10 protein-coding genes are annotated in these 11,844 nt (G+C 73.2%); 4 read left to right on the top strand and 6 right to left on the bottom strand.

Annotated elements, in window-relative coordinates; all coding sequences use genetic code 11:
• Nucleotides 1–44 precede the first annotated feature (44 nt).
• Nucleotides 45–1,172 carry an alpha/beta fold hydrolase gene (locus ACFVGW_RS24715; RefSeq protein ID WP_385853505.1) on the top strand — a complete coding sequence of 376 codons (1,128 nt, stop codon included), beginning with the start codon at nucleotides 45–47 and terminating at the stop codon, nucleotides 1,170–1,172.
• A gap of 41 nt (nucleotides 1,173–1,213) precedes the next feature.
• Here ACFVGW_RS24715 and ACFVGW_RS24710 read toward each other — a convergent pair whose 3' ends face one another.
• The 3 genes from ACFVGW_RS24710 to ACFVGW_RS24700 form a co-directional block, all read right to left on the bottom strand.
• Nucleotides 1,214–2,500 carry a ribonuclease D gene (locus ACFVGW_RS24710; RefSeq protein WP_385853504.1) on the bottom strand — a complete coding sequence of 429 codons (1,287 nt, stop codon included), beginning with the start codon at nucleotides 2,498–2,500 and terminating at the stop codon, nucleotides 1,214–1,216.
• A 117-nt stretch (nucleotides 2,501–2,617) separates the two neighbouring features.
• Nucleotides 2,618–3,283 (bottom strand): response regulator transcription factor, encoded by a 666-nt coding sequence (locus ACFVGW_RS24705; RefSeq protein WP_352186942.1) that lies wholly within the window; start codon nucleotides 3,281–3,283, stop codon nucleotides 2,618–2,620.
• A 245-nt stretch (nucleotides 3,284–3,528) separates the two neighbouring features.
• The gene (locus tag ACFVGW_RS24700; RefSeq protein WP_383227611.1) at nucleotides 3,529–4,209 is read right to left on the bottom strand and encodes a DUF3000 domain-containing protein; all 681 of its coding nucleotides are present in this window, start codon (nucleotides 4,207–4,209) and stop codon (nucleotides 3,529–3,531) included.
• 91 nt (nucleotides 4,210–4,300) lie between these two features.
• On the opposite strand from ACFVGW_RS24700, the gene hemE reads away from it, so the two are divergent.
• Nucleotides 4,301–5,377, top strand: coding sequence for a uroporphyrinogen decarboxylase (gene hemE, locus ACFVGW_RS24695; protein ID WP_385853503.1), 1,077 nt, complete (start codon nucleotides 4,301–4,303; stop codon nucleotides 5,375–5,377).
• 108 nt (nucleotides 5,378–5,485) lie between these two features.
• Here hemE and ACFVGW_RS24690 read toward each other — a convergent pair whose 3' ends face one another.
• The gene (locus tag ACFVGW_RS24690) at nucleotides 5,486–6,859 is read right to left on the bottom strand and encodes an FAD-dependent oxidoreductase (RefSeq protein ID WP_385853502.1); all 1,374 of its coding nucleotides are present in this window, start codon (nucleotides 6,857–6,859) and stop codon (nucleotides 5,486–5,488) included.
• Nucleotides 6,860–6,863: 4 nt separating this feature from the next.
• Nucleotides 6,864–7,826, bottom strand: coding sequence for a DUF4349 domain-containing protein (locus ACFVGW_RS24685; protein ID WP_385853501.1), 963 nt, complete (start codon nucleotides 7,824–7,826; stop codon nucleotides 6,864–6,866).
• Nucleotides 7,827–7,952: 126 nt separating this feature from the next.
• Here ACFVGW_RS24685 and hemG point away from each other — a divergent pair, with 126 nt between their 5' ends.
• Together hemG and hemQ are read left to right on the top strand one after the other, a co-directional pair.
• A complete protein-coding gene (gene hemG / locus ACFVGW_RS24680) occupies nucleotides 7,953–9,431 on the top strand; it encodes a protoporphyrinogen oxidase (RefSeq protein ID WP_385853500.1) in 1,479 nt (492 codons plus the stop codon).
• A gap of 17 nt (nucleotides 9,432–9,448) precedes the next feature.
• The gene (hemQ, locus tag ACFVGW_RS24675; RefSeq protein ID WP_383173382.1) at nucleotides 9,449–10,162 is read left to right on the top strand and encodes a hydrogen peroxide-dependent heme synthase; all 714 of its coding nucleotides are present in this window, start codon (nucleotides 9,449–9,451) and stop codon (nucleotides 10,160–10,162) included.
• Nucleotides 10,163–10,170: 8 nt separating this feature from the next.
• Here the strand turns inward: hemQ and ACFVGW_RS24670 are convergent, their stop codons facing one another.
• The gene (locus ACFVGW_RS24670; RefSeq protein WP_385853583.1) at nucleotides 10,171–11,832 is read right to left on the bottom strand and encodes an alpha/beta hydrolase; all 1,662 of its coding nucleotides are present in this window, start codon (nucleotides 11,830–11,832) and stop codon (nucleotides 10,171–10,173) included.
• Nucleotides 11,833–11,844: the final 12 nt, after the last annotated feature.

The raw sequence follows: 11,844 nt of genomic DNA, 5'->3' as shown, positions 1-11,844 counted from the left end.
CGCCGGGGCGCGAGGCCCCGGACCCGACCACAGAACGGACCTCCATGCCCATCGTCACCAAGGACCATGCGGTTCCTCACAAGTCCACCGTCCCCGCGAACAAGGACGAGATGGTCAACCTCTTCGTACGGGAGAAGCGCGACTCGTCGCCGGAGCACGGCCCGGACCGCAAGGCCGTGCTCATGCTGCACGGCCGGAGCGTTCCGGTACTCGCGGGCTTCGACCTCCAGCACGCCTCGTACAGCTGGGCCGAGGCGCTGGCGAAGGTCGGCTACGACGTCTTCATGATGGACCTCCAGGGCTCCGGGCGGTCGCCGCGCCCGAAGATGGACGACCCGAAGAACGTCAACCCGGCCAACCAGGCTCTCCTGAAGCCGCGACCACCGGGATTCACTCCCGGCCCGGCGACCTACGCGTTCCAGCTGAACAACTCGAACAGCGACCGGGACGAGCTGCACACCGTCGTGGAGTGGATCCGCAAGGAGCGCAAGGTGGACAAGGTCGCCTTCGTCGGCTGGTCCGCGGCGGCGTTCACCATGGGGCCGTACGCGGTGAAGAACCCCGGCAAGGTGGAGAGCCTCTTCCTGCTGGCGCCGATCTTCCCGCCCGACGGCACGTCGACCCCGCCGCCCGTGCTGCCGCAACCGGGCTTCCCCACGTTCCTGAGCACGAGATGGGGTACCGAGTCGGGGTGGAACACGGAGCTGAAGTGCCCGGACCAGCGTGAACCCGGCATGGTCGAGAAGGCCTGGGCCGCCATCATGGAGAACGACTCGGTGGGCAGGACGTGGGGGCCGCCGGAGGGCCTCAACCGGATCCGGAACTTCGTCCGGTGGGGCTGGAACCGGACGACGGCGGCGCAGGGCGGTGTCCTCGGCGGAAGCGTGCCGATCCTGATCGTGTACGGGGACTCCGACACCCAGGTGAACACGTCCCCGCCCAGCACGAACCCGGAGCTCAACTTCTCGGTCCCCGCGCTCTACGACGCCGTCGCGGGCCCCCACAAGCTCATGGTCAGGCTGGCCTGCGCGGGCCATTCGGTGGTGTGGGAGGTGCAGCACAAGAACGTGCACGCGCTCTCGAAGCACTGGCTCAAGCAGCTCAAGGTCGACGGCAAGACCCAGGGCGTCTTCGACATGGCCGTCAACGGCGACCTCAGCCCGGTCCCGTAGGACGGCGGAGCCCCCGGCCGCGCGCGGCCGGGGGCTCATCGTCACTCCTGGGCGCTCGCCAGCGCCGTCACGAGCAGCGGCGTGACCAGCTCGATCTGCCAGGGCCGCGCTCCGTAGCCGGCGAGCGCGGCGGCCACCGACTCGGCCGTCGATCCGGCGGGCGGTTCCCAGCAGACGCGGCGGACCGTGTCCGGGGTGATCAGGTTCTCCTGGGGGAGGTTCAGCTGCTCCGCGAGGGCGGAGACCGACGTACGGGCGGCCGAGAGCCGGGCGGCCGCCGCCGGGTCCTTGTCCGCCCACGCGCGCGGCGGGGGCGGGCCCGCGACCGTCTGGCCGGGCTGCGGGAGCTCGCTGTCCGGGAGGGCCTTCGCCCGGTCCACGGCCGCCTGCCACTGCTCCAGCTGGCGCCGGCCCATGCGGTGGCCGAAGCCCGGCAGCAGGGTGAGCGCCGCCACGTTCGCCGGCAGCGCGAGCGAGGCCTCCACGATGGCCGCGTCGCTGAGCACCTTGCCCGGCGAGACGTCCCGCCGCTGGGCGATCCGGTCCCGGGCCGTCCACAGCTCGCGTACGACCGCCATCTGGCGCCGGCGCCGCACCTTGTGCATGCCGGACGTCCGACGCCACGGGTCCTTGCGGGGCGGCGCGGGCGGGGCCGAGGCGATCGCGTCGAACTCCTGCAGGGCCCACTCCAGCTTGCCCTGCCGGTCGAGCTCCTTCTCCAGTGCGTCACGCAGGTCGACGAGCAGCTCGACGTCCAGCGCGGCGTACCGGAGCCAGGGCTCGGGCAGCGGGCGGGTGGACCAGTCCACCGCGGAGTGCCCCTTCTCCAGGGCGTAGCCGAGTACGGACTCGACCATGGCCCCCAGTCCCACCCGAGGGAAGCCCGCGAGGCGGCCGGCCAGCTCGGTGTCGAACAGCGCGCTCGGCGTCATGCCTATGTCCCGCAGGCACGGCAGGTCCTGGGTCGCCGCGTGGAGGATCCACTCCGTCCCCGCGAGCGCCTCGCCGAGGCCGGACAGATCGGGGCAGCCCACCGGGTCGACGAGCGCGGTGCCCGCGCCCGCGCGGCGGAGCTGGACGAGGTAGGCGCGCTGGCCGTAGCGGTACCCCGAGGCGCGCTCGGCGTCGACGGCGACAGGCCCGTGGCCTGCGGCGAACGCGGCGATCACCTCGGCGAGCCCCTCGGCGGTGGTCACGACGGGCGGAATGCCCTCACGGGGCTCCAGCAAGGGGATCGGCAGCCCATTCGCAGGGACGTCGTCGTCCGGGGGAGCGCCCCCGGTGGTTCGCAGTGCTGTGTCTGCTGCGGTCTCTTGGGCGTCGGTCACGTGTCAAGGGTATCTGTGAATCGGCAAATGCCTGTCGACAGAACGCCGGAACGTTCCGTCGACAGGCGCCGATCTTTCGTCAACCGCGCGGGGTGCCCGTTCGGGGACTCGGCGGACTCAGTGGATGATTCCGGTGCGCAGCGCCACCGCGACCATGCCGGCCCGGTCGCCCGTGCCCAGCTTGCGTGCGATCCGGGCCAGGTGGCTCTTGACGGTCAGGGCGGAGAGGCCCATGGACACGCCGATCGCCTTGTTCGACTGGCCTTCGGCCACCAGCCGGAGCACCTCGACCTCACGGCCGGAGAGCTCGCGGTAGCCGCCCGGGTGGCTCGGGGCACCCGGGGGGCGGCGGTGGCCGAGGCGGGCCGCCGCGGCGCCGATGGGGGCGGCCCCGGGGCGGGAGGGGTGCCCGATGTTGGTACGCGTACCGGTGACGACGTAGCCCTTGACGCCGCCGGCCAGTGCGTTGCGCACCGCGCCGATGTCGTCGGCCGCGGAGAGGGCGAGGCCGTTGGGCCAGCCCGCCGCGCGGGTCTCGGAGAGCAGCGTCAGGCCGCTGCCGTCCGGGAGGTGGACGTCCGCCACACAGATGTCGCGGGGATTGCCGACGCGAGGACGGGCCTCCGCGATGGACGACGCCTCGATCACGTCGCGTACGCCGAGGGCCCACAGGTGGCGGGTGACGGTGGAGCGGACGCGCGGGTCGGCCACGACGACCATGGCCGTCGGCTTGTTCGGGCGGTAGGCGACCAGGCTTGCGGGCTGCTCGAGGAGAACGGACACACGGCCTCCTGGGGAGATGCGGGACGGAGCCGGCTCGGGGAAGAAGCCGGGGGCGAACCCGTGCGGTGAAGGGGTCACTGACCTCTTCGGCAGCTGGGCCGCCCGCCTTTAGGGAAAGATCACGATTTGGTGAGTAACAATTGGGGCAATTCGGACGCGTGATCGATCATCCTACGAGTGAGCCTCCCCCGGCCGCCGCCGAAAGCCCCTGGCCGGGGCCCCGCCGGCCCGCGCCGGAGGCTCCCTCAAGCCTGCTGCGGACCCCTGCGCTGGGGGAGCGAGACGACCCCCGCGCCCGAGATGGTGCCCGCCCCCGGGTCGGGGGGCGACGGCGGCAGCCCCGCGATCTGGCAGAGCAGGTCCGACCAGGCCGCCAGATGCGCCGCGGTGTCCGGCGCGCCGCCCAGGGCGTCCTGCGGAGTCCACGAGGCCCGGATCTCGATCTGGGTCGCCGGACGGCGCTCGGCGAGCCCGCCGAAGTAGTGCGAGCCCGCCTGGGTGACCGTGCCGCTCGCCTCCCCGTAGGCGAGGCCGCGCGCCTCCAGCGCGCCGGTCAGCCACGACCAGCAGACCTCCGGCAGCAGCGGGTCCGCCGCCATCTCGGGCTCCAGCTCCGCCCGTACGAGTGTCACCAGCCGGAACGTGCCCTTCCAGGCGTCGTGCCCGGCCGGGTCGTGCAGCAGCACGAGCCGCCCGTCGGCCAGATCGTCCTCGCCCTCGACGACGGCCGCCTCCAGGGCGTACGAGTACGGGGCCAGGCGCTGCGGAGGCCTGGTCGGGTCGATCTCCAGTTCCGGCCGCAGCCGGGCCGCCCGCAGGGCGTCGACCGCCCGCCGGAATGCGGGGGGCCCCGCGTTCGCCTCCGTGTCGCCCGTACCTCCGTCACCGTCGGAATGATCGGAAAAATGTCCCTGAGCCGCAGCCATGCGGGGAAGAGTAGGCGGAACGGGAGCCTCGCGCAGGGAGGGACACCCGGCCCGGACGAGCGGCTTCCCGCCACATGCGAAGATTCTGGTCGTGAGTGCCAATGAAAGCCCCGTGGGCCAGCAGACGAAGCAGCAGTCGCGGACGCACGACTCCGCGTTCCTCAAGGCGTGCCGACGGGAGCCGGTGCCGCACACGCCGGTCTGGTTCATGCGGCAGGCCGGGCGCTCGCTGCCCGAGTACCTGAAGGTCCGCGAGGGCATCCCGATGCTCGAGTCCTGCATGCGGCCCGAGCTGGTCACCGAGATCACGCTGCAGCCCGTGCGCCGCCACAAGGTGGACGCGGCGATCTACTTCAGCGACATCGTGGTCCCGCTCAAGGCCATCGGCATCGACCTCGACATCAAGCCCGGCGTCGGCCCGGTCGTCGCCGACCCGATCCGTACCCGCGCCGACCTCGACCGGCTGCGCGACCTGACCCCCGAGGACGTCCACTACGTCACCGAGGCCATCGGGATGCTCACCGAGGAGCTGGGCTCCACCCCCCTCATCGGATTCGCGGGTGCGCCTTTCACTCTTGCGAGCTACCTCGTCGAGGGCGGTCCGTCCCGCAACCACGAGCACACCAAGGCGCTCATGTACGGCGACCCGCAGCTGTGGGCCGATCTGCTCGACCGCCTCGCCGAGATCACCTCGGCCTTCCTCAAGGTCCAGATCGAGGCCGGCGCCTCCGCCGTCCAGCTCTTCGACTCCTGGGTCGGCGCCCTGGCCCCCGCGGACTACCGCCGCTCCGTGATGCCCGCCTCTGCGAAGGTCCTCGAGTCCGTCGCCGCGTACGGCGTCCCGCGCATCCACTTCGGTGTCGGGACGGGTGAGCTGCTCGGCCTCATGGGCGAGGCCGGCGCGGACGTCATGGGCGTCGACTTCCGGGTCTCGCTCGACGAGGCCGCCCGGCGCGTCGGCCCCGGCAAGGCGCTCCAGGGCAACCTGGACCCGGCCGTGCTGTTCTCCACCCGCGAGGCCGTCGAGGCCAAGACGGACGAGGTCCTGGCCGCGGCCGAGGGCCTCGAGGGGCACATCTTCAACCTGGGTCACGGTGTGCTGCCGACGACGGACCCCGACGCGCTGACGCGTCTGGTCGAGTACGTCCACACGAAGACCGCCGTCTGAGCGGGCGCCCCGACGTGACGGCGCCGTCGTTCCCCGCCCGGGGGACGACGGCGCCTTTCGCCGTCAGGGTGCTGCCCGTTCCGGACGCGCGCCCGGTCCGACGTGCCCTCAGCCCGCCGCGCGTACCGCCGCCACCGCCTTGCGCGCCGCGACCAGGACCGGATCCCACACGGGCGAGAACGGCGGTGCGTACCCCAGATCCAGCGCCGTCATCTGCTCCACCGACATCCCGGCCGTCAGCGCCACCGCCGCGATGTCCACCCGCTTGCCCGCGCCCTCACGGCCCACGATCTGCACGCCGAGCAGCCGGCCTGTACGCCGCTCGGCGATCATCTTCACCGTCATGGGCGCCGCCCCCGGGTAGTACCCCGCCCGGCTCGTCGACTCGACCGTCACCGTGACGTACCGCAGGCCCACCTCCCGGGCCTCCTTCTCGCGCAGACCCGTCCGCGCGATCTCCAGGTCGCACACCTTCGACACCGCCGTGCCGACCACCCCGGGGAACGTGGCGTACCCCCCGCCCACGTTCGAACCGATGACCTGGCCGTGCTTGTTGGCGTGCGTGCCGAGCGCGATGTGCCGCTCCCGGCCCGAGACCAGGTCGAGCACCTCCACGCAGTCACCGCCCGCCCAGATGTTCTCGTGGCCCCGCACCCGCATCGCGAGATCGGTGAGCAGCCCGCCGTGCACCCCGAGCGGCAGCCCGGCCGCCTCCGCGAGACGGGTCTCCGGCACCACGCCCATCCCGAGGACGACCACGTCCGCCGGGTACTCGGCGTCGTCCGTCGCCACCGCCCGTACCCGGCCGTCGTCCCCCGTGAGGATCTTGGTGACCGCCGCCGAGCCCACCGTCCTGATCCCGAGGCCGTCCATCACCCGGTGGACGAGGCGCCCCATGTCCGGATCGAGCGTCGCCATCGGCTGCTCTCCGCGGTTGAGGACGGTCACCTCGTAGCCCCGGTTCAGCAGCGCCTCGGCCATCTCCACGCCGATGTACCCCGCCCCCACGACGACCGCACGCCGGCCCTCCGTCCGCTCCAGCGAGTCGATCAGGGCCTGTCCGTCGTCCAGCGTCTGCACACCGTGCACACCCGGTGCGTCGATCCCCGGCAGCGGCGGCCGCAGCGGCCGCGCGCCGGTCGCGATCACCAGCTTGTCGAAGCCCGTCCACCCCTCGGCGCCCGACTCCAGATCGCGCGTGCGCACCCGCTGCCCGGGCACGTCCAGCTCGACGACCTCCGTGCGCATCCGCAGATCGATGTCCCGCGCCCGGTGCTCCTGCGGGGTACGCGCGATCAGCTCGTCGCGCTCGCCGACGTCGCCGCCGACCCAGTACGGGATGCCACAGGCCGAGAATGAGGAGAAGTGACCGCGCTCGAAGGCGACGATCTCCAGCTCCCCGGGGCCCTTGAGCCTGCGTGCCTGCGACGCGGCGGACATGCCCGCCGCGTCGCCGCCGATGACCACCAGTCGTTCGCTCATGCTCCTATTCTTCAGGGCCCGCCTCGGCTCGGGGCGCTTCGCGCCCGACGCGCTCACCGGGCGCCCCGGGCTCCACGGCAGGGGCACGTGCCGGACGGCGCGCCCGCGAGCGGACGAGGAGCCGCCACACGAGACCGACGAGGAGGGCCACCGCGAGCCACGGAGCCGCCGCCGCCAGGACGATCCCGGCCCAGGCCAGCGCCGCCACCAGCGCGTTCCATCCTCCGGCGAGAGCGTCGAGGAAGCCCGGCCGGTCCTCGGAGTCCGACGCCTGCTCCGTCTCCTCCATGAGCTCGAGGGTGATCGTCGCCATCGTCGTACGGTCCTTCAGCGAGGCCTGCTGGGCCAGCAGCGACTCCAGATCGGCCTGACGCCGACTCAGCTCGCCCTCCAGGGTGACCACGTCGCTCAGCCGCGTCGCCCGGTCCATCAGCCCGCGCACCCGGTCGACGCTCGCGCGCTGCGTCGCGATCCGGCTCTCCACGTCCACCACCTGCTCGGTGACGTCCTTCGCGTCCGCCTTCCGGGACAGCAGCCGGCCCGTGCCCGCGAGCTCCCCGAGCACCGCGTCGTACGCGTCCTGCGGCACGCGCAGCACGACCCGCGAGGTCACGTGCGTGTCGTCGATCCGCTCGGTCGACTCGTTGGCGACATGACCGCCCGCGCCCTCGGTGACCCGGCGGGCGGTGGCCAGCGCCCTGGTCGCGTCCTCCACCTCCACGGCCAGCTCGGCGGTACGGATGACGTGCTGGCGCTGGAGCGCGGGGGCCGGCTTGGCCGTGGCCGCCGCCCCCTCGTCCGCCTCGTAGCCCCGGTCGGCGGCGCCCGCGCCCTCGGCCCCCTCGGCGGGCTTCGCCGCGCTCAGCCCCTTGCTGTCCGCACCGCTGTCCGACGCGCCCGCCGCGCAGCCGGTCAGCGCCAACGAGACCGTCAGCAGCGCCACGGCCGCTCTTCGTGCTCCACGCATGGAATCCCCCCTGGGACGATGACGAGTGGTGCCGGTTCGACGTGGAGGAGGGGCGCTCGGGTTTCCCCCGGGCGGTAGCGATGCGGTCACGTTCCGGCCTCGGAACGGGTTTGAGAGAGTGGAGCCATGAACGCGGACACCAGGCCCAGGCATGTCGTCGTCGTCGGAGGCGGTATCGCCGGTCTCGCGGCGGCCCACCGGCTGGTCTCGGCCGGTCTCCGGGTGACGCTGCTCGAAGGCGGCGACCGGCTCGGCGGCAAGCTGCTCGCCGGGGAGATCGCCGGCGCCCCCGTCGACCTCGGCGCCGAGTCCCTGCTCGCCCGCGGGCCCGAGGCGATCGCGCTCGCCCGTGCCGTCGGCCTCGGCGACCGGCTCCGGCCGCCCGCGACGACCACCGCCTCCGTCTGGACCCGCGGCACGCTGCGTCCGATGCCCAAGGGCCACGTCATGGGCGTCCCGGGCGATCCCGCCGCGCTCACCGAAATCCTCTCCGACGAGGGCCTGCGCCGGGTCGGGCACGACCGCGACCTGCCCCCCGCGGAGATCGGCGAGGACATCGCCATCGGCGCGTACGTCGCCGAGCGGATGGGCCACGAGGTCGTCGACCGACTCGTCGAACCGCTGCTCGGCGGGGTGTACGCCGGTGACGCCTACCGCATCTCGATGCGGGCCGCCGTTCCCGCGCTCTTCGCCGCCGCCCGCACCCACCCCACGCTCACCGACGCCGTCCGGGCCGTCCAGCGCGCGGGCGCCGCGACCCCGTCCGACGCCGCGGGCGCGGCCACCGGCCTCGGCGGCTCCGCCTTCCTGGGCATCGAGGGCGGCATCGGCACCCTCCCCGAGGCCGTCGCCGGGGCGATCCGCGCGGCGGGGGGCGAGATCCTGACCCTCATGCCCGTGACCGGCCTGCGCCGCGTGGCGGACGGCGGACCGTGGCAGGTCGACGCCGGCGGCCGGGAGTTCCTCGCCGACGCGGTCGTCCTCGCCGCTCCCGCCTGGGCCGCCGCCGAGCTCCTCGCGACCGAGGCGCCCGTCGCCGCCGGCGAACTCGGGACCGTCGAGTACGCCTCCATGGCGCTCGTGACCCTCGCCTTCCGGCGGCAGGACGTGCACGCGCTGCCCGGCTCCGGCTTCCTCGTGCCGCCCGTCGACGGACACACCATCAAGGCGTCCACCTTCTCCAGCCAGAAGTGGCAGTGGGTCGCCGACGGCGCCCCCGACCTCTTTCTCCTCCGTACCTCCGTCGGCCGCTACGGCGAGGAGGAGCAGGTCTTCCGCGACGACGCCGACCTCGTCGAGGCCTCCCTGAAGGACCTCGCCGCGGCCGCCGGGCTGACCGCCCGGCCCGTCGCCACCACCGTCACCCGCTGGACCGGCGGTCTCCCGCAGTACCCCGTCGGCCACCTCGCCCGCGTCACCCGCATCCGCGACGCCGTCGCCCGCGTCCCCGGACTGCGCGTGGCGGGGGCCGTCTACGACGGCGTCGGCATCCCCGCCTGCATCGCCTCGGGCACCCGCGCCGCCGACGAGATCGCCGCCGGGTTCGCCGACGAGATCATCGCCACGTCGTCAACCACCCACCCTGGTGCAGGGCACTGTCCGTGACGGGCGAGAATAGGCGTATGAGTGCGCCCGAAAAGATCCCGAACGCCGGTAAGAAGGCGAAGGACCTCAACGAGGTCATCCGCTACACCCTGTGGTCCGTGTTCAAGCTGCGCGACAACCTGCCCGAGGACCGCGCCGGCTACGCCGACGAGGTCCAGGAGCTGTTCGACCAGCTCGCCGCCAAGGACATCACCGTCCGCGGCACGTACGACCTCTCCGGTCTGCGCGCCGACGCGGACGTCATGATCTGGTGGCACGCCGAGACGAGCGACGAGCTCCAGGACGCGTACAACCTCTTCCGCCGCACCAAGCTGGGCCGCGCCCTGGAGCCGGTCTGGTCGAACATGGCGCTGCACCGCCCCGCCGAGTTCAACAAGTCGCACATCCCGGCCTTCCTGGCCGACGAGACGCCCCGCGACTACGTGAGCGTCTACCCCTTCGTGCGCTCCTACGACTGGTACCTGCTGCCGGACGAGGACCGCCGCCGGATGCTCGCGGACCACGGCAAGATGGCCCGTGGCTTCCCCGACGTCCGCGCCAACACGGTCGCCTCGTTCTCGCTCGGCGACTACGAGTGGATCCTGGCCTTCGAGGCCGACGAGCTGCACCGCATCGTCGACCTCATGCGCCACCTGCGGGCCTCCGAGGCGCGGATGCACGTCCGCGAGGAGGTGCCGTTCTACACCGGCCGCCGCCGCTCCGTGGCGGACCTGGTGGCGGGCCTGGCCTGACGGCCGCCCTACCGACTCGGTGACGGCCCGGCTGCCTGCCGGGCCGTCACCCCTTGACCCGGAAGATCAGAGGGCGCACGGGTTTCCGTACGCCGCTCCAGCGACACCGGGTCCGGCTCCGGGTGCGGCGCGCACGACGCGCGCCGCACCGGCGTCCCTCCGGCGGTCTCCGGCACGGCCCCCGTCAGCAGATAGGTCTCCAGGTACCCGTTGACGCAGGCGTTCGCCCCGCCCCCGATCCCGTGCGTACCGGCCTCCCGCTCGGTCACCAGCGCCGAACCCGCCAGCCTGCGCTGCAGTTCGAGGGCTCCTTCGTACGGTGTGGCCGCGTCCCGCTCGGCGGCCAGGATCAGCACCGGCGGCAGCATGCCGGGACCGGTCCGTACGTCCAGAGGCCTCTGCCGGGGCGCCTTCCAGTACGCACAGGGCAGATTGGCCCAGACGTTGTCCCAGGTCTCGAACGGCGCGGTCCTCGCCAGCCGGGTGTTGTCCCGGTCCCAGACGGCGAAGTCCTCCGGCCACGGCGCGTCGTTGCACTCCACCGCGGTGTAGACGGCCGCCCCGTTGCCCGTGGACTCCGTGATCTCCTCGCTCGGCGCGGCCTGCTCGATCAGCGGCTCGGGGTCGCCCTTCAGATAGGAGGCGAGCGCCGTGGCCCGCAGCGGCCAGAAACCGTCGTGGTATCCGGCCTGGAGCATCGCCCCGTGCAGCTGCCCCGGGCCGACGCGCCCGCCGGCCGGCCGCGCCGCGAGTTCGGCGCGGACCTTCTCGTAACTCTCCTGGACCTCCTCGACGGTGGTGCCCAGGCCGTACACCTCGTCGTGCTTGGCGACCCATCCGCGGAAGTCGGTCCAGCGGGCCTCGAACGCACGTGACTGGTCGAGGTTGTTGGCGTACCAGATCTTCCCCGGTGCGGGGTGGACCGGCGCGTCGAAGACCATGCGGCGCACCCGGTGCGGGAAGAGCGTCGCGTACAGCGCCCCGAAGTACGTGCCGTAGGAGGCGCCCATGTACGTGAGCTTCGGCTCGCCGAGCGCGGCGCGCAGCACCTCCAGGTCACGGGCGTTGTTGAGCGAGTGGTAGTGCCGCAGCGCCGTGCCGGTGCGGTTCGCGCAGCCCTGCGCGTACGTCTTCGCGCGGGCGATCCGCTCCCGCTTGTAGACCTCGGAGGGGTGGGTGGGCGCCGGCGTGGGGCCCTTGGGGCGGTCGGCGGGGTTCTGGCAGGAGACCGGGGCGGAGGCGCCCACGCCGCGCGGGGCGTAGCCGACCAGGTCGTACGCGGCGGCGATCCGCTTCCAGGCCGGGAGTTCGGCGACCAGGGGGAAGTACGTCGACGAGGCGCCGGGACCGCCCGGGTTGAAGACGAGTGCGCCCTGACGGTCGGCGGCCGGCCCCGAGGCCCTGAGCCGGCTGACGGTGAGCGGGATCCGGACACCGTCGGGGTCCGCGTAGTCGAGGGGGACCCGGACGGTGCCGCACCGGACGGACGGCGGCAGCTTCTCGGCCGCAGGACAGCCGCCGAAGCGGATTCCTTCGGCGGCCGCGCGGCGGGCGGCGACCACGGTGCCGCCGGTCTCGGCGGGCGGGGCGTCCAGGGCGGGGGCGGGTGCGGCGGTGAGCGAGGTCAGCAGCAACGACCCGACGGTTCCGGTCAACGCGAGGGCTTTCACGGGCAGGATCGT

The sequence above is a fragment of the Streptomyces sp. NPDC127129 genome, from assembly GCF_042671585.1.
Taxonomy (GTDB): domain Bacteria; phylum Actinomycetota; class Actinomycetes; order Streptomycetales; family Streptomycetaceae; genus Streptomyces.
Note: the sequence above shows the minus strand (reverse complement) of the source record. Positions and strands in the feature narration are given on the sequence as shown.

Coding starts and splice junctions, on each gene's coding strand:
- ACFVGW_RS24715 (WP_385853505.1), top strand. CDS start 45: ATGCCCATCGTCACCAAGGACCATGCGGTTCCTCACAAGTCCACCGTC.
- ACFVGW_RS24700 (WP_383227611.1), bottom strand. CDS start 4,209: ATGGCTGCGGCTCAGGGACATTTTTCCGATCATTCCGACGGTGACGGA.
- ACFVGW_RS24690 (WP_385853502.1), bottom strand. CDS start 6,859: ATGAGCGAACGACTGGTGGTCATCGGCGGCGACGCGGCGGGCATGTCC.
- ACFVGW_RS24685 (WP_385853501.1), bottom strand. CDS start 7,826: ATGCGTGGAGCACGAAGAGCGGCCGTGGCGCTGCTGACGGTCTCGTTG.
- hemG (WP_385853500.1), top strand. CDS start 7,953: ATGAACGCGGACACCAGGCCCAGGCATGTCGTCGTCGTCGGAGGCGGT.
- hemQ (WP_383173382.1), top strand. CDS start 9,449: ATGAGTGCGCCCGAAAAGATCCCGAACGCCGGTAAGAAGGCGAAGGAC.